Below are 19476 nucleotides of genomic sequence, written 5' to 3'. Positions count from 1 at the left end.
CTCGGCGGTGCCGACTGGCGCGCTCACGCGGAGCGGGTGTCGGTGTCGGTGTCGGTCTCGGTCTCGATGTCGGTGGTCTTGGTCAGGAGGACGTGCAGTTGAGCTGGGGTGGTCGGGCCCAGCAGGGTGCGGATGGGGACGGTGTTGCCCAGCGCCGATTTGATCTTCGTACGCAGCTCCACGGCGAGCAGCGAATCCAGGCCGAGGTCGCGTAGCCGATCCGCGCCGCGCACCACGGACACCTCGGAGATCTTGAGTGTCTCCATGATGAGCGACTCCACGCGGTTCGCCTCGTCGCCGTCCGTCCGACCGGTCAGGTCCTGATCCGCCGCCTCGGCCGGGTCCCGTGGGAGCTCCCGGACGCCGGCCGGGCGCAGCAGGCTCAGCAGGGCGTCGCGTCGCAACGTCTCGTACCGTCCGCCGAACTCCGCCCAGTCAGCCGGGTAGCAGACCGGGAAGCCGGTGTCCGGTGTGGTGAGGACGTTCCAGAGGAAGGCATGACCGTCGTCCGCGCCGATCTCCCCCACGCCGGCCGGGGTGAACGAGCGGGTGGGGTCGAGGTCGCGCAGCATGCCCGCCCCGCCCCAGAAGCCCCACCGCACGCCCCGCACGCGTACGTCGCCCGCCGCGGCGAGGATGCCCTCCATGGCCGCGTTGGCGGCGGCGTAGTGGGCGAACTGCGGTGACGGCAGCACGGCCGACGCCGACGAGTACGCGACCAGCATGTGCGCGCCGGTCCTGCGGGCCACTTCGGCCAGGTGGCGGGTCCCGTCCGTCTTGGGGGCCAGGACACGGTGCCAGTCGGCGGGGTCCAGCTCGGCGAGCGGTCCGGCCGACAGGCGGCCGGCCAGGTGGAAGATGAACACCTCGTCGGCCTCGATCCGGGCCAGTTGCTCCGTGAGCAGGGCGACCGCGGCGGGGTCGCTGATGTCGCAGCGGAGATAGCCGGTCCCGCTGCGGGGGTCGTCCCGGGTTCCGACCAGGATGATGTCGGTGAACGAGCGGGCGCGGAGATCTGCGGCGAGGGCCGAGCCGAGACCGCCGTTGCCCCCGACGATCAGCGCCGCACGCCGGCGCCGGAACGTGGTCTCCCGGTCGGGATACGACGCGTCGTCGTCGGCACCGCCGAGATCGAGCAGCGCGATCTCGGTGTCCGCGAAAGCGCTCCGGTAGGCGACCGACCTCGGCCAGGCGCCCGTGGGCGCCAGGTCGCGCAGGTTGAGTTCCGCCGCTCCGGCCTCGGCGTCCCGGGAGGGGGCCGCCGTGATCAGCAGGTCGGTGGCGGTGCCGATGAGGGGTTCGTCCAGCGCGATCCCGATGCGCCTCCCCGGGCCGCCGAGCGCGCCGGGGTCGGTGGCGAGGGCGGCGCGCAGCAAGGCGGCGCGGTGGGGGTCGCCCGAGATGACGAGTTCGTCGTCCCTGCCCGGCCGAGCCACCGCGGCGATCCGCTGGGCGGCGTGCACCGCCCAGAGCACGTCCGGCAACCGCCGCGCCTGCCGGTACCCCTGGGGCAGGGGCCGGATGCCGACGGCGCGCGGGCCGTGCCGCGGATCGGACCAGACCAGCTCGACGTCGCAGGCTCGTCCTTCGTGCGGCCGGATCCCGGCGGTCCAGCGGTCGAGGTGGCGCCGCCCGGCGGGATGCCGGGGGCGGGATCGTGGCGGCTGGTCTGTCAGGCGAGCCACCGACAGGCCGCCACCGCCGTCGCGGCGCAGGCGATGCTCGCCCTTCGCGGCCAGCTCCCGGATCGACGGCAGATCACCCAGGGGGTCCCCGGCGGGCGCGCACACCACCGCGGCGGCCAGGCCGGGGAACTCGTACGGCAGCGCCCCGGCCAGCGCGAACAGGAACCCGCTGACCGCTCCGCCCAACTCGTCGGCGGGCGGCTGCTCGGGATCGGTCACGATCACGCCGAGCGGCACGCCTGCCTCGGTGGCGGCGTGGGCCAGGCGGGTCAGGACCTGTCCAAGTCCTGCGAGGTAGCCGGTCAGCTCCACCTGTGCGGGGGCGGCGGGGGTGCGCGCGTCGATGAGCAGTTCGCGGCCGGGTCCGGTGCGGGCGACCACGTCGGCGACGACGCCGGGGGCCGCAGTCCGGAGCGGCGCGTCGAACAGATTCACCAGGCGCTGCTCGGCGCGGCCGGACGAGCCGGTGTAGGGCACCCAGATCCGGTACAGGGCCGGGATGGCGGGCCTGCTCTTCATCGTGCGGATGCGAACCCCCTCGCAGCGCACGGCGAGCCGATCCTCGGCGTCCAGGATGGCGACGTCGAACCCGGTTCCGTCCGCGCTCGGTGCGATGACCGAACGCGTGCGCCCGTGCAGCCGGTGCCGGTGGAACGTCATGCGGTCCACCCCCTCGAAGTAGAAGGGACAGGTGGCCTCCGCGCCGTCGGCCAGCCCGAAGTGCACCGCCGCGAGCCCGTGCAGCGCCGCGTCGAACAGCGCCGGGTCGATCTCCCCGCCGACTCCGGTCGGCGTGCCGAGCTCGGCCGTGGCGTACGCGTGCGTCGTGGACGCCCACAGCTCGGAGATGGACCGGAACGGCCCTTCCCACACGTTGCCCGCTGCGGCGAACCCCTGGTAGAAGGCGTTCACCGACAGCGGGGTCAGGTTCAGCGGCAGCTCGGCGGCGGCCGTCTCGGCGGCGGGGCGGGCCGGTGCCACGGTCGCGGTGCAGCACAGGGTGGGCGTGGCGGCGGGGTCCGTGGTGAAGTGCACCTCCACCTGGGAGCCGTCCCGCGAGACGGTGAGCGTGAGCTGGTCGGTGGTGTCGTCGATGACGATCGGCTCCACGAACCGCACCGTGTCGATGCGCAGCGGCTCGCCGTCGGTCCGCAGCGAGCGTACGAGGTAGCTGAGTGTCAGCGTGCCCGGCGCCACCGCCTCGCCGCGTACCCGGTGCCCGGCCAGCAGCCGGACCTGCGGCCCACGCAGTTGGTAGGTCACCGACTCGCCCGAACCCGAGCCCGAGCCCGAGCCCGAACCCGAACCCAGGCCCCGGGCCTGGACCGCGCTCTCGGCCGGACGCAGGGGGCTCACCGAGCGTGGGGTGCGCTTCCACGTCAGTGCGGCGGCGAGCGCGGAGGTCCACCGCGGTAACCGGTGCGGGCGCAGCGGGACGTTCGCGGTGAAGAGCGCGCCGATGGTGGCGCGGACGAAGTCGTCGCCCTCGAGCGCGTCGGTGGTCAGGACGGTTCCGCCGAACGAGGCGTGCAGGTGACCGGCCAGCACCGCCCGCGGCCCGACGTCGAGGATGATCTGGTGGCCGTCGTCGGCCAGCCTCGCCGCCACCGGCGGAAGATCCACCGGGTTGCGCAGGTTGTCGAGCCAGTGTCGCGCCGGCACGGCGGTCTTCGCGGTGGCGGCGGCGGTGGAGGTCGAGGAGTAGAACGGGATGGCGGCGGTCCTGTCGTGGCCGAGGGCCTCCACGGCTGAGGCGAAGGCCGGCAGCGCCGGCTCGACGAACCGGCTGTGCGAGCCGAACACGACCTCCAGGGCGCGGGCGTCGTGCCCGTGCGCGGCGGCCCGTTCGGTGAGGTCGTCGAGGGCGTCGGCGGGGCTGGCCAGCACCACGCAGCTCGGGCTGTTGACCACGGCCACGTCCGCCGAGGCCGGGATCCAGGCGCGGTCGCGGGCGACGTCCTCCCCCGTGATCACGATCATGCGAGTGTTGTCCGAGTGTCGCCGCACCGCCTCCGTACGGGCGACCAGCAGCCGGGCCGCCGTCTCCAGGTCGAGCGCGCCCGCCGTGCAGGCGGCCGCTATGTCGCCGAAGCTGTGCCCCAGCACCGCGTCGGGCCGCACCCCGTAGTCCCGCAGGGTGAACGCGATGGCGAGCTGCGAGGCCCAGGTGGCGTACGGCTGCAGCGCGGCCGGGATGTCGGCGCCGCCGTCGAGCAGGGGTCGCTCGTGCTCGGCCAGGTGGTCCCGCACCGCCGCGTAGGTGATGTGGAGGTGGTCGCGCAGAGTCGTGTCGCCGGCCGTACCGGGGTCGAGCCAGTGCGCGCCGAATCCGCCGAACGCGAAGACCACCTTCGGCGCGTCCCGCCAGAGCCCGGCGATGAGGCCCGTGCCGGGGGCGGTCACCGGGGCGTCCGGACAGGTCTGCCGATGTGCCGCGGTGTGGTTGACGCGGTAGGCCAGCGCCGCGCTGAGGCACCCGGGGTCGGCGGCGGGTGCCGCCGGGAGTGTGACAGCGGGCGAGCTGAGCCGCGGCAGCGAAGGGAGCGCCTGCGGCCCTGTCTCCGTCTCCGGCTCCACCGGTGCGGGCGGTGACGCGAGGACGGCGTGCGCGTTGGTTCCCGTGATGCCGAATGAGCTGACCCCGATCACCGCGTCCCCGGGCAGCGGCAGCCCGTCGCCCACGTTCGCGTACAGGCCCCGCTCGCGATGCGCCAGGTCCTCCCGCAGGTCGCCGTGCGCCAGCATCGGCGGCACCGTCGCGTGGTGGATGCTCAGGGCGGCGACCACCAGCCCGGCCAGCCCGGAGGTGGCCTCGCAGTGGCCGATCCGCGTCTTGACCGACCCGATCGGCAGCGGCCGATCCCGCTCGCCGAAGACCATCGTGAGGGCGTCGATCTCGGTGGCGTCGCCGACCGTGGTGCCGGTGCCGTGCGCCTCCACGTAGTCGACGTCCTCCGGGGCGCGTCCGGCCAGCGTGAGGGCGCGGCGGATGACGTCGGTCTGGCCGTCCGCCGACGGGGTGGGCAACGATCCGCTGCGCCCGCCGTCGTTGCCGACCGCGACGCCCTCGATCACCGCGTAGATGCGGTCCCGTTCGGCCAGGGCGTGTGCCAGCGGCCGCAGCACGACGGCGGCGAAGCCGTCGCTGCGGACGAATCCGTCGGCGCGGGTGGTGCCGAATTTGCAGTGTCCGTCGGCGGCCAGCATGTTCGACCGGTAGAACGACAGCGTCTCGTACGGGTCGAGCACCAGGTTGGTGGCGGCGGCGATGGCGATCGAGCAGTTGCCGACCAGGAGGTTGTCGATCGCGGTGGCGACCGCCGCCAGCCCCGACGAGCAGGCGGTGTCGAGGGTGACGGACGGTCCGGTCAGGCCGAAGACGTGCGACAACCGGCCGGACAGGCCGCTGCCGGTGTTGCCGACGTTGCTGATGGCGTCCAGCCCCGAGTCCCGGCGCGCGACGAGCCAGTGGTCGCGGGTGATGCAGCCGCTCACCACGCCGGTGCTGCGGCGCTGCAGGTAGTCGAGGGTGAACCCGGCGTCGCCGATGGCCTCGAACACGGTCTCCACCAGGATCCGCTGCTGCGGGTCCATCACCTCGGCCTCGCGGGCCGAGATGCCGAACGCCGGGTGGTCGAACTCGTCCCAGCCGTCCGCGAACCCCCCGGTCCTGCACACCGTGTCGAACAAGGGGTCGCCGACGTCGTGCTCGGTGAGGTGACGCAGGCGGCTTGCGGGGGCGGCGCCGATCTCGGACTCGCGCCGCTGGAGCATGCGCCACACCTCGGCGGGCCCGCGCCCGCCGGGCAGCCGCGCGCCGATGCCGACTATGGCGATACGTCGGTCCATGGACCAGTCACTTTCGTTCGTTGGCAGCGGATTTCTCGGCCCCTGCCTGGTCGACCTCGGACAGAGCCTGCCCGGGGCAGCAGTTGACGGCATGCCGCAGCAGCGCGGGGTCGGCGGTGCGGACGGCATCGGCGTCGATGACGACGAGCCCGCTGTCGTCCTGGTCGAACACCTCCGGACAGATCAGCACGCACATGCCGGAGCCGCAGCAGCGGTGCCGGTCAGCCCTGATCATGGCTGTCGCGTGCCGGACTGCCGCACCAGGAGCCGGGTCAGGCCGTGCACGATGGTGTCCGACTTCATCTCGTACGAGTCGAGCGCGAAGTCGCCGTACCGCTCCAGGAAGACCCGCAGCGCCACGGTCAGCTCGACCCGGGCGAGCTGCTGCGCCACGCACTGGTGCACGCCGAAGCCGAAGGCCAGGTGCCCGCGGTCACTGCGGCCGATGTCGAGCCGGTGGGGGTCCGGGAAGCGGCCGTCGTCGAAGTTGGCCGCGGGCAGGGAGATCGTGATCGTCTCCCCCGGCCGGATCGTCACCCCGCCCAGCTCGACCTCTTCCAGCGCGCCGCGGGAGATGCCGTACTGGATGATCGAGAAGAACCGCAGGAACTCCTCCATGGCGTCGGCGATCGCGCGCTCGTCGCCCTTGAGCGTCGCGGCCGCCTCAGGGTTCGCCAGAAGGTACAGGTAGCTCAGCGCGATCATGTTCGTGGTGGTCTCATGACCGGCCGTGTAGAGCTGGAAGGCGATGCTGGTGATCTCGGCGTGCGACAGTTGCCCGTCTTCGATCATGTTCTGGATGAAGCCCGGGGCGCCGTCCTGCTGGCGCCGCGTCACCACCTCGCCCAGTTCGCTGAAGATGATGGCGAACATCTCCCGCACCTGGTCGGCGGTGGAGTCCAGCGACAACATCCGCTCCAGGCAACTGGCGAGGGTGTGGCTGACCTCCTCCTCGACGCCCAGGAGCTGGGTGATCACCAGGGCGGGCAGCGGCGAGGCGACGGCGGAGACCAGATCGACCCGGTCGTCGCCATCGGCATCGGCATCGGCATCGCCGTCGGGGTCGGCGTCGAACAGCGCGTTCGCCCGTTCGGTGATGTTCGCCTGGAGCTGCCGCATCTCGCCCAGTTTCAGGGCCGCGGCCACGATGCGCCGGTAGTGGGTGTGCTCCGGCGGGTCCATGCCGACGAACATGCCAGGCCGCTCCTCCGGCGGCTGGCCGTCGCCGATGGCCTCGTGGATGGCCGAATGCCGCAGGTCCGGGCGGGAGCTGAACTCCGGCATGGTCAGCACCTTGCGGCATAGCTGGAAGTCGGTGACGATCCAGCCGATGTGGCCGTCGGCGTAGCGCAGCCGGTGGATCGGACCGGCGGCGGCCAGGTCCGAGAGCCCGCTCGGCAGCTCGAAAACCGAGGTACGGCCGCGCGGAATGGTGGGCAGGGCGTCCGCGGACCCCGTGAGGCTGTCGGATACTTCGGTCATTGCCGCTCCACGATGTCATTGAGGGTGCGCGCCAGCGCGTCGATGAGCCGGCGGGCTTCGAGAGGAGTGTGGTCCGCCGGGTCCGCGATGAGGGTGATGGTGACGGCCTGCGTCGCCGGGCTCTCGTTCACGGCGATCATCGGCAGGGCCGGGATCGAGGACTCCGGCAGTACGATCATTCGCGGCGCGTCGGCCAGACGCGGGAACCTGCGGGCGGCGCCGCGCGCGTTCGACACCACGAGGCCGGCGGGCGCGTTGTGCTCCGGCAGATACCTGCGGCCGTCGCGGAACGGCGCCGCGGGGGTCTCCGCCTCCAACTGGTCCAGAAGGTCGGCGTCGAAGGCCCGCGCCGTCGCCAGCACATCGCCGTGGGCCCGCGGCACCGGCACGAGAGCGCCGTGGCTGCAGTTGCCGACGGCGCGCGGCGGACTCGCCTCCGCCCGCTCGGGACCGATGAACACGCGGCAGTCCACCGGGACGCCGACCACCACTGTGTCTCCGTCCCCGGCCACGAGCGGCGCGACGGCGGAGGCGATCACCCCGGTGAGCGAGGTCGACCGGGCGGCGCACACGTCGTCGATGGCCTGCACCTGCTCCGGGGGAAGGTGCAGGGTGGCCGGCTGCGCGGGCTTCAGCGGCGCGGACGGGGCCTGGGCGTAGAAGAGGCGGGTCTCGCGGATGCCGTCGGCCGGCTGCGGCCCGCCGAGCACGGTTTCCGCGGCGATCGGCCACTCGCGCGCGGCCCGCGGCGGGATCGAGGCCGCGTCGGCGCGGACGCCGAGCAGGCCGAACAGGTGGTCCGCCATCGACAGGATGCCGGTGACGTCGCAGAGCGCGTGGTGCAGCCGTCCGGTGACCACGACGGTGCCGGGGCGGGCGGTGTCCACGGTGAACGCCGACAGCGCGGCGTGCGCGCGGGCGCCGTACGTGGTCGTCTCGATCGCCGGGACCGGAACGGGTTCGAAGACGAAGCCCTCCGGCGTACGAGCGAGCCGGGCCGCGAGGCGGGGGAAGGCGGCGTACATGCGGGCCAGCCCGGCCGCCGCCGCGGCGGGTGTCAGCGACGCCCGCGTCTCCACCTCGAACCCGGTCTGCCAGTCGAGGAAGGCGTGGAAGACCTCGCTCGGCTCCAGCAGCCGCGTCATGACGGTTCTCCCACCCGCTCGACCCTGGCGCGCACGCTCCCCGGGATGATGGTGGCCAGGGGGCGTCCGTGCGGGTGCTGCGCGGCAGCCGACTCGATCCGCACCGCCAGCAACATCTCCGCGACGACGATCCACATCATCTGCCAGGCGTACTGCTCGCCGACGCAGTGCCGGGGGCCGAGGCCGAAGGGTGTGTACGAGCCCTTCGCGACCGGGCATCCGCCGGCGCCGAAGGTCTCCGGCTCGAAGTCCGCCCCGGCCGGGAACCAGGTCCGGTCCCGGTGCATGGCCCACGGGCTGTACATCACCTCGGTTCCGGCGGGCAGCGGGACACCGGACAGTTCGGTGTCGCGGGCCGTGCGCCGGGAGATGACCAGGATGGGCTGGCGGCAGCGCAGCACCTCCGACAGCGTGCGTTTGAGCAGCGGCGTCTCCGACAGATCGGGGCCGTAGGGGACGCCGCGGGCGCGCACGTCCGACACCTCGGCACGCAGCGCGTCCTGCAGGGCCTGGTCGCGGGCGAGCTCCGTGCTGAGCCAGGACAGCGCGGTGGCCGCGGTCTCCGCCCCGGCCATGGTGACCGCGACGATCTGGTCGGCCATCTCGGTCGGCGTCAGCGGCGATCCGTCCTCGTGGCGGACCGTGCGCATGACCGAGATGAGGTCGAGGCGGTCGGAGCCGCCCGTGTCCGGGGCGTCCATCGCCGAGACGATAGCCGCGCGCAGCCGGTCCATCGCGCTGTCGTGCAGGCGGTTCCGCTTGGTGGGAACCCGCAGGTACCACGACGGCACGACGGTACGGAACATGATCGCTTCGAGCGTCAGCGCGAGCCATTCGTGGATGTGGTCGAACTTCTCGTGGTCGATGTCGGTGCCGAACATCGTGGCGGCGAGAATCTTGAACGTCATCCGGTGCAGGGCCGCGTCGATGTCGAGCGTGGTGTCCCAGCGGACCAGTTCCTCCCGCGCCACCGCGGTCATCAGCTCGGACAGCCCCACCACGTGCTCGCGCTTGAAGAAGCGGTCCAGGTAGTCGCGCTGCCTGCGGTGTTCCGCGCCGTTGGCCAGCACGACGCCGTTGCCCGCCAGCCGCCGCACCCGGTCGTAGAAGATGCCCTTCTCGAAGTCGCCGCGCCGGTCCACGAGCATGTCGTTGATGAGCAGCGGTTCGGCGAGGTAGACGAAGCTCCGGCCGAGCGCGGTGAACACGTGGAGGTCGGCCGAGGAGTTCAGCTCGGTCACGTAGCCCAGCGGGTCGCGGGCCAGCCGCACGATCTGCCGCACCAGGCCGACGTCGTGGTGCACGCGGGTGGTGTATCCGGCCATGTGGTCAGACCAGGCCCTCCGCGATGAGGGAGGCGTAGTTCTTGTCGGTGAAGAGGGTGCTGCCTTCCTCGAACTGAACGACCTGAGGATACCGGCCATCCCACTGATGCCTTTCTCCGTTGTATCGCGTGGTGCGGAAGGACCAGTCCACGTTGCCGCACATCATGTGCCACACCTTGCCGCCGTACACGCTCACCGCATGGTCCGGTCCCAGCGCCGCGACGGTCTCGCGCAGCGTGCGCCGGAACGCCGTCTCGGTGCGCTGCACTTCGAGCCCCACCCGGTCGAACGCCTCCTGGACCGAGAGTTCCTCGCTGAGGATCAGCGTGGCCACGGCGTTGACCGCGTCGTCGGCGTCGGCCTCGGTGCGGAACGAGAACAGGTCGTTACTCAGCGCGATGTGATCGAGGGCGTACGTCAGCAGCCGTTCGCGGTAGGCCGACCCGTCCACCGTCTCCGACTCGAACGGTGGCGCCAGCGCCTCCCCCAGCGCGAAGTACATGCCCATGCCGACGCTGTTGCGGCGCATTCGCAGGTAGGCGGCAAAGGGGTAGACGGCGTCGGAGTTGCGGTAGTTGACCTCTTCGACGCAGCCGATCAGGAAGCGCTCGACCTCGTCATGGAGGCGGTCCCAGGTTTGGGGGGTCAGGTGGCCGCGCAGCGTGGACAGGCAGTCGCTCAGCGGTTTGAACCAGACGGTCAGCTCTTCGTTGACCGGAGTGTCCACCTGCTTGCCGTCGAACAGCACGTCGATGGCCGCCTTCAGCTCCGCCGCGTACAGCGGGTCGCTGCCCAGCCGGTCCTTGTCCACCAGCGCGTTGTCCAGGATCGACAGGTATTCGGTGTACTGCGCCGCGGCGACGAGGAACTCGTAGGGCGCGGTGGGCAGGACCAGGGCGGTCCAGAGCGAGGCGCGCTCGGCCAGCAGCGTGTCCAGGTCCGCGGGCGGTAACAGGTCGGACAGTCCCTGCCGGCACCATTCCTGGCTGTCGGTGACGACCTGGTCGTTGTCGGGGCGTTCCAGCGCGGGTACGCAGTGCTCGTACTGAGGCAGCAGCACATGGGTGCCTGCGAGGGGAAGGGTGAAGTTCACTGCCATGTGCTAGGCGCTCTCATGCAGGGGGACTGGGATCTGGAAGTGAGGGCTCAACTCGCGTTCGATGCGATCCACCGTCTGCTCGCGGAATCCGGCCTCGCGAAGCAGCGACCGGGCCCGGTCCATGAGGCCGCGCAGGTGGCCGGTCACGTGCGCGGCGTTGGCGTCGATCAACCGGCGGTACTCTTCGAGATCGTGCTCGGTGCCGTCGCCGCGGTCGTACACCTGGGCGAGTGCCGCCCGCTCCGCGGGCGTGCAGCTCGTGGCGACGAGGTGGTGCAGCAGGGTCGCCTTTCCCGCCCTCAGGTCGTCCAGCGGGTTCTTGCCGGTCACCGCGGGCTCGCCGTACACCTCGATCAGATCGTCGAGCAGTTGGAACGCCTCCCCGAACGCCGAGCCCGCGTCGATGAGCAGTGGGTCCGTGTCGACTTCGGCGCAGTGGGCGGCCAGGACCATGGGCGCGATCACGGTGTACCAGGCGGTCTTGTTCACCGACATGTCGGTGATGGCCGTGTGAGTGGCGTGCACCCCCTGGTACTCCAGCACGGAGTCCTGGAACTCGCCGACCACGGTGCGTAGCTGCACTTCCTGGAAGAACCCGCCCACGCGGTCGCGGGCCGGCGAGGGGATGCGGTCGATGGCGCGGGCGGTCAGCACGAGCAGCGCGTCGCCGCCCAGCAGCCCGGCCGCGATACCGAGCCGGGCCGAGGGAATCAGCGCGGAGATCGGCGCCGCCACCCGCCCGTCGGCGCCACCGACCAGGTCCGCGCCAACCCAGCCGAGGTGGAAGGCCGGGTGGTTCCGCCGGGTGGGGCTCTCGTCGATGATGTCGTCGTGGATCAGCGCGGCCGCGTGGAACAGCTCCAGCGCGGCGCAGGCGTGGCCGAGCATGGCGACAGTGGCCTCGTCGGTACGCCGGTAGCCCTCGAGGGCGTGCGCCGCCACGCGGGTGCGCCGCATGCTGCCGAACCGGGCGACGTAGTCGGCCAGCCGCTGGGTGAAGGCCGCCACCCCCGTGCCGGTGGACCGCGAGCCTGCGGTGAGCGCGGCGAACTCGTCCATCAGCGCTGCCACGTTCGCCCGTACGTGCTCGACCAGTCGCGTTTCGGTCGGGCTCATTGCGCCACCAGCCGCTTTAACCGCATGGGCAGGTTGCCGGGCACCAGAGCGCCCATGGCCGCGGGCGGCACCTGCTGGCCGGGCTGGAGCGACAGCTCGTAACGCTTGAGGATGTTGACGATCGCGATGGAGATCTCGATCCAGGCGAAGTGCTCGCCGATGCAGTTGCGCACCCCGGCGCCGAACGGCAGGAAGGCCGTACGCGGGTACTTCTTGTCGTCGGCGATCCAGCGGTGTGGCCGGAACTCGTTCGGCTCGTCGTAGACGTTCTCGTCCCGCTGGATCGAGTACACCGAATAGAAGACCTGCGTGCCGGGAGGCAGCTCGTACCCACCGAGGGTGGCCGTCTGCAGGGTGCGCCGCCCCAGTGCCCACACCGGCGGGTAGAGGCGCAGCGCCTCCTTGACCACGGCCTGCAGCAGCGGGAGCTGCTGGATGGCGGCCACCGTGTTGGCGCCCGGGTCGAAGCCCGCGATCTCGGCGCGCACTTCCTCCTGGATCTCCGGGTGGCGGCCCAGCAGGTAGCAGGACCAGGCGATGGCGCTCGGCGTGGTCTCGGAACCGGCCGTGAGGAATGTCAGGAACTCGTTGAGGATCTGCGCGCGGTCGTTGTCGCGACGGGCCACCTCGTCGTCGGTCTCGGTCAGCACGTCCATGAGGTCGGCCCGGTCGTCCCGCTCGCGCTTCATGCCCAGCCGGGCGTCGACCAGCCGATCGCCGAGGGAACGCAGGTCGGAGATGGCGGAGTAGAACGCGCGGTTCTCCGGGGTCGGGATGGTGTCGAACAGCCGCGGCGGCAGGGCACCGCGCTTCTCGATGCCGGAGATGACGATGGGCATCTTGGCGCGGACGAGCTCCACGTCGCTCTCGCTCATCTTGGTGGAGAACAGCGTGTCGATCACGACCCGGGTGGCCAGCCGGTAGAACTCGGGGTAGAGCTCCACCACGTCGCGGTCCGCCCACGACTCCACCATCGCCGTGCTGTAGGTGTGCATGGCGTCGATGTAGTCGTTTACCGAGGGCTTGTTGAACATGGGCTGCATCAGCCGGCGCTGCCGCAGGTGGAGGTCGCCCTCCGCGAGCAGTACGCCGTTGCCGAGCATGGCGCGGGCCCGCTCGTACTGGATGCCCTTGTCGTACTTCTTGGCCTCGGGGACCAGGATCTGGTACAGCAGTTCGTGGTTGGAGACGAGGCAGGCGTCCTTCCACCCGATCTTGATGCGCGACAGCGGCGCGACCTGGGCGGCGGAGCTGAAGAACTTCAGCGGGTCCTGCCAGATGTCGAGAATGTGTCCGATGAGCGGCTTGGCATGCGGAACCAACGGTGGTTTGACAGCCATGGCGGAGACGTCCTCACCAGGAGATGGGAAGAGAGCTGAAACTCCGGAAGACGAAGCCTCCGGGCAGGCGGAGAGGCGGAGCCGACTCGTCGTAGTGCGGCACGGCCGGGATGGCCGTCAGCAGCGCCTCCAGCGCGATGCGCGCCTCGATGCGCGCGAGATGGGAGCCCATGCATCGGTGGATGCCGTGTCCGAACCCGATGTGCTTGTGCACGGCGGGCTTGTCGGCGTCGCCGTTCTGGCCACCGTTCTGGCCACTGTTCTGGCCACCGTTCTGGCCACTGCTCTGGCCGCTGTTCCGCAGGCCCAGCACCGCGTACGCGCCGATCGCCAGGTGCAGCCGGGAGCGCGCGGGGACGGTGATGCCGCGGATCTCGGTGTCCTCCTCGACCGAGCGCGGGGCGCTCTGCACCGGGGGGTCGATGGCCAGCGTCTCCTCGACGAACTTGGGGATGGCCGCCGGGCTCGCGCCCAGCTCCGCCCAGCGGCCGGTCTCGACGAGCCTGTTGACGGCGTTGCCGATCAGCCCGGACGTGGTCTCGTGCCCGGCGGCGATCATGACCCGGATGGCGACGATGATGTCGTCCACGTCGTGCACGGCGCCCGGGGTGCCGATGGCGTCCACCATGTCGAGGATGAGGCTGGGCCGCCGCTCGGCGCCGATCTCCTCGATCAGCTTGCGCACGTAATCCTCGTACGCGCGCACCGCCATGGCCGCGCCCACCTGGTGCTCCTCCGGCAGCGGCGCCACCTGCAGCGCCACCCAAAGGTTGTTCCACTCCTTGACCTGCTGGCGGTCGCCGTCCGGAATGCCGATCAGGTCTGAGATGATCTTGATGGGCAGCGGCAGCGCCAGCTCTTGCATGACGTCGAACGAACGGCGGCCGGACAGGTCGCCGCACATGACGGCGGCCAACTCGCGGATCTTCGGCTCCAGCGTCTCCACCACGGCAGGCGTGAACGGCCTGATGAACGTTTTACGGAAGGCGGAGTGAGCCGGCGGCGTCTCGTTGAAGAGGGCGCCCCGATAGAACAGCGTCTCGTCCAAAATGGCCCGCGCCGCGTCGCAGACCGGGACCTGGCCCTCCAAGTTGTGAACACTGGTGAATCGGTCATGTTGCTCGAAGATTTCGAGGATCAGCGTTGGGTCGGTCACGAGGAAGTCGGCCGGGCCGACGGGTGTGATTGGCGCCTGTGAATGCATCGACCGATAAATGGAGTATGGATCGGTCATGAAGTCTTCGAGGGTAGTTGATGACAACACGTTGAACCCTTCGGAGCTCATAGCGAGCCGCCACCGCATCAGGACGCGAGCGGGCGACAGTGCCGTACACAAGCAGAACAGTGCCGGGACTTCGGCCGAATCGTAAAGGTTTACACGCAATTGCACCCCGCGTCCCATTCAAGCGGGATTGCGCCCAGTCGGCCGATTAACTATCGAATGATGGACAGTAGTACCTTGACTGCGCTATGTCACGTGGCCCCTTGGTGACAGGAGCCATGATCTAGCCGTGATCCCCCGCATGTCAATACTTTTCGGACATGGCGCAAAGGTCTATGGTATGCGCGGCCTATCTAATTCAGGATGTTTGAGCTGAGACGATGGCGGTTACGTATGTACGGTTACGGGGAGATTTGCGCACACGCGCACTCCGGGCGGTCAGCACCAGTACACGGCCAAGGGAGTACGCACGAAGACGAACGTCTGGATCCAGCGCCAGTCCGACCTCAAGAAGCCCTCCTTCGTTGACCTGCACATCCAGAAAAGGGGTGAGCGTGGCGTCAGTCGGCCTGCGACGCCGGCACCGCCCGCCGGACCTGCGTCGCAAGGCGCTCCAAGCTCCTCGGCGGCCCACGGGTCGGCCGGGCCTCATGTGATGTGCTCGGTGAGTCCGAGATCGCGTAGCTCGCCCCGGGCCGCGATGCCGAGCTTCGGGAAGATCTTGTGCAGGTGGTAGCCGACCCTTCTCGGACTGATGAACAGACGCTTGCCGATCTCCCTGTTGCCCAGCCCAGCCGCGACGAGCCGGGCGATACGCAGCTCCTGCTCCGTCAACGCGTCCGCCGCGCCGGGCGAGCGGAGGTGTGTGGTGGTACCGCCGGTCGGGCGTAGCTGCACGTGGGCCGCCCCGGCCCAAGGGGCGCCTCCGAACCGGGTGAAGGTCTGGTAGACCAGCCACAACAGCGGCCGTGCCCGGCCGGCGCAGGTCAAGGCGTTCGTCGACGAGGTGGCCCGGCACTACGGCGGTCTGGACATCGCTTTCAACAACGCGGGCGTGTCCGCCACCGCTAATGACCCGCACCAGTTGACCGTGGAGCAATGGGACGACACCAACGCCAGGGGCGTGTTCCTGTCGATCAAGTACGAGGTTCCGCACCTGCCCGCCAAGGGCGGGGTGATCATCTGCACCTCATCGTGAAGGCGGCGGCGCTCGCGTATGGCACGCGCGGCATCCGCGTCAACGCCATCCTGCCGGGGACCATCGACACGCCGTTCATCCGGCCGGCCGGGCTGTCGGACGGGGAGTGGGAGCGGTTCAAGCAGGCTTTCGGGCCGCTGAACGTCAACGGCCTGGAGCGCGTGGCGACGGCCGAGGAGATCGCCGACGCCGTGCTGGGCCCGGCCTCGGCGGAGTTCCGGTACATGACCGGAACCTCCGTCGCGGTGGATGGCGGCGTGTCGGCGGCAGGCGCATGGTGATCCCGCCGGGCACGACGGGGTCGTGATCGCCGCCGATCGCCGGTTGACGTCGCCGTCAACCCAGCCGTGTCCCTGTAGCGGAGGGCGACGCCCCGCCGGTCAGACCTCGATGGCGGGCAGCGAGCGCGACTCCCCTACTGCGGGACGTTCCCGCTGCTCCCCAGCCACTGCGCGAACCCGGTGCGGGTCTCCACCTTGTCGGTCGCCGCGATGACGCGGGCGCACAGCGCCGGGTCCGAGCGCCAGGTCCGTATCAGTTTCCTCCGTCCAAAACTCAACGCTCGAACGCGGTCAAGGCGAGGGCCGGCGATGGACCGGTTCGCGAATTGTCATGATGATGGGCCGAGCAGCGCCGCAGCGCCGCTGATGACGACCTTGATGCCGAGTTCGAGTTGTTCTTGGCCGTAGGTGTCGATGCCGGCGGCAGCGATGCGTTCGAGGTTGTCGAAGCCGTGGGCGGCGGGGTCGTTGAGGACGTTGCGTAGGTGTGCGGGCCTGGGTCGTTCGCCGATGCGGGCGGCGAACGTGACGTCACGGGCGTGGCTGAGGCAGAGGTTGGTGAGCATGACCAGGATCCGCAAGGCGGTCTCGTCGTCGAAGCCCGCCGTAGTGAGTTTGGCCAGCAGGGCTTCGGTGGGCCGCAGAAACTTGAGGACGACGGAGTTGCTGAGGCGGACGTGGTCGGCGAGTTTGCCGACGGCGATCGTGCTGTCGGCAAGCCCGAGAGCGTAGGCGCGGCAGGCGTCCTGCCAGGTCGCCTGGGCGGCGATCTCGACCTCGGAGAAGGCGGTCATGACAGCTTCGGCGGCGACGATGCCGAGCAGGGTTTCGCGGTCACTGATGTGGTGGCTGACCGCCTTGCGGTCCACGCCGAGCAGGTCCGCGACGGCCTTCATGCTGAGTTCGTCGGGGTCGAGCGTGCGGGCGGCGTCGATGATCTGCGCCAGGTCGAGTCCTGCCCACTTTCCCCGCGCTCTGCGCTCCTGATCCACCGGCATGCGGTCCTCTCCCCAACGGCCTTGTTGACGCTCGACGAACCACAGCTTACTGTTCCCGCACGGGAATTAAGTTCCCGCGCGGGAACAATCGTGAGATGCGACGCAGGAGGTCCGCATGTCCGCAGTCGTGGAAAGGTCGCTCAAGGCCGACGATCTCATCGTCACCAAGGAGCGGCTGCTGGGTAACGCCGGCAAGTGGCGGCGCTTCGGTGAGCCCACCCCGGCGGGCGGCTCACGCGGGGAAGACGGGTCGATCGACTACGGCCTGTTCGGTCCCGGCTCGGTGGCGTGGGAGCTCATGCTGCACCCGGTCATGATGTACTTCGAGACCCCGGGCCAGGGCATGCTGCAGATGACCTACAAGCCGATCGCGGCCGGGGTGCGGGACCATGACCCCATCTCCCGCAAGGCCCGCAACGGCACGCTGACCATGCTCGACGTGTTCGACCGGGCGCAGCGCAACTCCGGCATCCATGCCCCCATGTGGTTCGGCGACACGGCCACCGCGAAGCGGGTGGCCAAGCACCTGATCAACATCCATCAGAAGGTCGCCGCTGACGTCATCGACGCCGGCAACCCCGGCCTGGGCGGATATGCCGCCGCTTCCGGACGTGACGCGATGTGGGCCGCACTGACCGAGATGCACTCGATCCTGTGGATCTACGAGACATTCGCGTGGCGCGACGGCAGGCCCCCGCGGCGGCTGCCCGCCGACGTGCGTGACAGGTTCATCGCCGAGACCGTCGCCTACTGCGAGCTGTTCGGCCCCTACGACGACGAGATGCCGCGCACGATGGCCGAACTCGACGCGCTGTACGCCAAGTACGGCGACCTGTTCGCCCACAGCACGACGATGGACACGATGCCCGAAACCGGGCAGAGCTTTCAGAAGACCGTCCTGGAGACCGCGAAGAAGAACTTCCACCGCTCTCAGCTCAAAGTCCTCCGCAAGATCATCGGGATGCGACTGTGGAACCTGCCGGTCATGGTCGCCATGTCCGGCAAGACCCGGCAGAACATGGGCGCCGGCCGCGCCAAGATCCGGCTCGCGTTCGTGGCGAAGACGTTGCTGATGCCGGTCATCTGGCTCATGCAGCAGCGCCCGTTCGAACGCCGCCACATGCGCCTGCTGTGGGGCCCCGATGCCGTCGTGCTGATCGAAAGCGCCCGCAAGCTGCACGCCCAGGCCCGCAAGGACCGCGCGTGGTGACCATCGCCGACACCGTCGCCTCGGCCAAGGCCGTGTTCGCGACCGGCCGGACCAGGTCGCCGGCCTGGCGCCGCGCCCAACTCGACGCTCTGTCCCGGATGATGACCGAATCCGCCGCCAGGATCGAAGCCGCCGTTCACGCCGACCTCGGCAAGAACCCCGTCGAGGCGTACCTCACCGAGGTCAGCGCTGTCGCCGCCGAAGCGAGACTCGCCGCGAAGAACCTGCGCCGCTGGACCAAGGACCGCCGGGTCCGCGCCTCGCTGTCCCTCGGCCGGGCGCGCGCGTCGATCCACCGCGAGCCGCTGGGCACCGTCCTGATCATCGGCCCGTGGAACTACCCGCTGCACCTGCTGCTCGTACCGCTTGCCGGCGCGCTCGCCGCGGGCAACTCGGTCATACTCAAACCCAGCGAACTGGCCCCCGCCTGCTCGCGGCTGATAGCCGAGCTGATTCCCCGATATCTGGACCCGCAGGCCGTCCACGTGGTCGAAGGCGGCGTGCCCGAGACCACCGAACTGCTCCAGCATCCGTTCGACCACATCTTCTACACCGGCAACGGCACCGTCGGCTCGATCGTCATGGCCGCCGCCGCCAAGCACCTGACCCCAGTCACCCTCGAACTGGGCGGCAAGTCCCCGGTCTGGATCGACGACTCCTTCCCCCTCGACCGCGCCGCCGGCAGCATCGCCTGGGGCAAGTTCAGCAACTGCGGGCAAACGTGCGTCGCCCCTGACTACGTCCTGACCACCCCACAGCTCGCCCCGAAACTCGCCGCCGCCGTCGCCGAGGCCGCTACCAGCTACTACGGCACCGACCCGCAGACCTCCGCCGACTACGGCCGGATCATCAACCAGCGCCACACCCGACGCCTCGCCGACCTGCTCGACTCCGGTACGGTCGTCACCGGCGGAAAAGCCGACATCGACGCCCGCTACGTCGCCCCCACCGTTCTGCTCGACGTCGACCCAGGCTCCCCGGTCATGCGCGACGAGATCTTCGGCCCCATCCTGCCGATCCTCACCGTCGCCGACCACCACGCCGCAATCGACTTCATCAACGCACGACCCAAACCACTCGCCCTCTACGGCTTCACCGAACACCCCCACATCCGCGACGACCTCCTCACCAGAACCTCATCCGGCAGCGTCGCCTTCGGCGCCGTCATGGTCCAGCTCGGGGTGCACACCCTGCCGTTCGGCGGCGTCGGACCCAGCGGGTTCGGCGCCTACCACGGCGAACACAGCATCCGCACCTTCAGCCACGAACGCGCCGTCCTGCACAAGCTCGCGGGCCCCGACCCGACAACCCTCGCCCGGCCGCCCTACACCCACCGCAAAGCCCGCATGCTGCGGAAGTCAAAAGGCCGTACATCAGGCCAAGGCACCTGAACACACACCTGGAGTGGCTCTGGCCGGGTCTGTCCAGTGATCGGCTCTGGCCCACTTTCGGTGGTGACGGACCGCGGTTAGCCGAGCAGGATGCGATGGCGGAGGAGTGCGAAGCCGGCTCGCCCGTACATCTGC

General features: G+C 70.1%; 13 protein-coding genes and 1 pseudogene. 3 read left to right on the top strand and 11 right to left on the bottom strand.

Features of this window, described 5'->3' with window-relative positions:
• Positions 1 to 23 precede the first annotated feature (23 nt).
• The 10 genes from ACZ6S0_RS05190 to ACZ6S0_RS05145 all read right to left on the bottom strand — a co-directional run bounded on the left by ACZ6S0_RS05190 (position 24) and on the right by ACZ6S0_RS05145 (position 15253).
• Positions 24 to 5534 (bottom strand): beta-ketoacyl synthase N-terminal-like domain-containing protein, encoded by a 5511-nt coding sequence (locus tag ACZ6S0_RS05190; protein WP_465913436.1) that lies wholly within the window; start codon positions 5532 to 5534, stop codon positions 24 to 26.
• A gap of 7 nt (positions 5535 to 5541) precedes the next feature.
• On the bottom strand, positions 5542 to 5769 hold the full coding sequence (locus tag ACZ6S0_RS05185; RefSeq protein WP_465913434.1) for a ferredoxin: 228 nt from the start codon (positions 5767 to 5769) through the stop codon (positions 5542 to 5544).
• A complete protein-coding gene (locus ACZ6S0_RS05180; protein WP_465913433.1) occupies positions 5766 to 7016 on the bottom strand; it encodes a cytochrome P450 in 1251 nt (416 codons plus the stop codon). Before ACZ6S0_RS05180 ends, ACZ6S0_RS05185 begins: the two co-directional genes overlap by 4 nt.
• The gene (locus ACZ6S0_RS05175; protein ID WP_465913430.1) at positions 7013 to 8161 is read right to left on the bottom strand and encodes a hypothetical protein; all 1149 of its coding nucleotides are present in this window, start codon (positions 8159 to 8161) and stop codon (positions 7013 to 7015) included. The genes ACZ6S0_RS05180 and ACZ6S0_RS05175 overlap by 4 nt, the downstream gene beginning before the upstream one ends.
• The gene (locus ACZ6S0_RS05170) at positions 8158 to 9486 is read right to left on the bottom strand and encodes a cytochrome P450 (RefSeq protein ID WP_465913429.1); all 1329 of its coding nucleotides are present in this window, start codon (positions 9484 to 9486) and stop codon (positions 8158 to 8160) included. The genes ACZ6S0_RS05175 and ACZ6S0_RS05170 overlap by 4 nt, the downstream gene beginning before the upstream one ends.
• Positions 9487 to 9490: 4 nt before the next feature.
• Positions 9491 to 10579, bottom strand: coding sequence for a terpene synthase family protein (locus ACZ6S0_RS05165; protein ID WP_465913427.1), 1089 nt, complete (start codon positions 10577 to 10579; stop codon positions 9491 to 9493).
• A 9-nt stretch (positions 10580 to 10588) separates the two neighbouring features.
• Entirely contained in the window at positions 10589 to 11701 is a 1113-nt protein-coding gene (locus ACZ6S0_RS05160) for a polyprenyl synthetase family protein (protein WP_465913425.1), read from the bottom strand.
• Complete coding sequence (locus ACZ6S0_RS05155; RefSeq protein WP_465913423.1) at positions 11698 to 13041, bottom strand: cytochrome P450; 1344 nt, start codon at positions 13039 to 13041, stop codon at positions 11698 to 11700. Before ACZ6S0_RS05155 ends, ACZ6S0_RS05160 begins: the two co-directional genes overlap by 4 nt.
• A 13-nt stretch (positions 13042 to 13054) precedes the next feature.
• Positions 13055 to 14131: a cytochrome P450 family protein gene (locus tag ACZ6S0_RS05150; RefSeq protein WP_465913421.1), complete on the bottom strand. Its 1077-nt coding sequence runs from the start codon at positions 14129 to 14131 to the stop codon at positions 13055 to 13057.
• Between the two features lie 780 nt (positions 14132 to 14911).
• Entirely contained in the window at positions 14912 to 15253 is a 342-nt protein-coding gene (locus ACZ6S0_RS05145; RefSeq protein WP_465913419.1) for a helix-turn-helix domain-containing protein, read from the bottom strand.
• A gap of 16 nt (positions 15254 to 15269) precedes the next feature.
• On the opposite strand from ACZ6S0_RS05145, the pseudogene ACZ6S0_RS05140 reads away from it, so the two are divergent.
• A pseudogene (locus ACZ6S0_RS05140) lies at positions 15270 to 15742 on the top strand (SDR family NAD(P)-dependent oxidoreductase).
• Positions 15743 to 16071: 329 nt separating this feature from the next.
• Here the strand turns inward: ACZ6S0_RS05140 and ACZ6S0_RS05135 are convergent.
• Complete coding sequence (locus tag ACZ6S0_RS05135) at positions 16072 to 16740, bottom strand: hypothetical protein (RefSeq protein ID WP_465913417.1); 669 nt, start codon at positions 16738 to 16740, stop codon at positions 16072 to 16074.
• A 115-nt stretch (positions 16741 to 16855) separates the two neighbouring features.
• Here ACZ6S0_RS05135 and ACZ6S0_RS05130 point away from each other — a divergent pair, with 115 nt between their 5' ends.
• Positions 16856 to 17950, top strand: coding sequence for an oxygenase MpaB family protein (locus ACZ6S0_RS05130; protein WP_465913415.1), 1095 nt, complete (start codon positions 16856 to 16858; stop codon positions 17948 to 17950).
• Complete coding sequence (locus ACZ6S0_RS05125) at positions 17944 to 19341, top strand: aldehyde dehydrogenase family protein (RefSeq protein WP_465913413.1); 1398 nt, start codon at positions 17944 to 17946, stop codon at positions 19339 to 19341. Before ACZ6S0_RS05130 ends, ACZ6S0_RS05125 begins: the two co-directional genes overlap by 7 nt.
• Positions 19342 to 19476 lie beyond the last annotated feature (135 nt).

The organism is Nonomuraea sp. NPDC051298 (genome assembly GCF_055586305.1).
Note: the sequence above shows the minus strand (reverse complement) of the source record. Positions and strands in the feature narration are given on the sequence as shown.

What these genes read in the sequence shown, in the direction of transcription:
- ACZ6S0_RS05190 (WP_465913436.1), bottom strand. Translation starts at nt 5,534, where the DNA reads ATGGACCGACGTATCGCCATAGTCGGCATCGGCGCGCGGCTGCCCGGC.
- ACZ6S0_RS05175 (WP_465913430.1), bottom strand. Translation starts at nt 8,161, where the DNA reads ATGACGCGGCTGCTGGAGCCGAGCGAGGTCTTCCACGCCTTCCTCGAC.
- ACZ6S0_RS05135 (WP_465913417.1), bottom strand. Translation starts at nt 16,740, where the DNA reads ATGCCGGTGGATCAGGAGCGCAGAGCGCGGGGAAAGTGGGCAGGACTC.
- ACZ6S0_RS05170 (WP_465913429.1), bottom strand. Translation starts at nt 9,486, where the DNA reads ATGGCCGGATACACCACCCGCGTGCACCACGACGTCGGCCTGGTGCGG.
- ACZ6S0_RS05185 (WP_465913434.1), bottom strand. Translation starts at nt 5,769, where the DNA reads ATGATCAGGGCTGACCGGCACCGCTGCTGCGGCTCCGGCATGTGCGTG.
- ACZ6S0_RS05180 (WP_465913433.1), bottom strand. Translation starts at nt 7,016, where the DNA reads ATGACCGAAGTATCCGACAGCCTCACGGGGTCCGCGGACGCCCTGCCC.
- ACZ6S0_RS05160 (WP_465913425.1), bottom strand. Translation starts at nt 11,701, where the DNA reads ATGAGCCCGACCGAAACGCGACTGGTCGAGCACGTACGGGCGAACGTG.
- ACZ6S0_RS05130 (WP_465913415.1), top strand. Translation starts at nt 16,856, where the DNA reads ATGTCCGCAGTCGTGGAAAGGTCGCTCAAGGCCGACGATCTCATCGTC.
- ACZ6S0_RS05155 (WP_465913423.1), bottom strand. Translation starts at nt 13,041, where the DNA reads ATGGCTGTCAAACCACCGTTGGTTCCGCATGCCAAGCCGCTCATCGGA.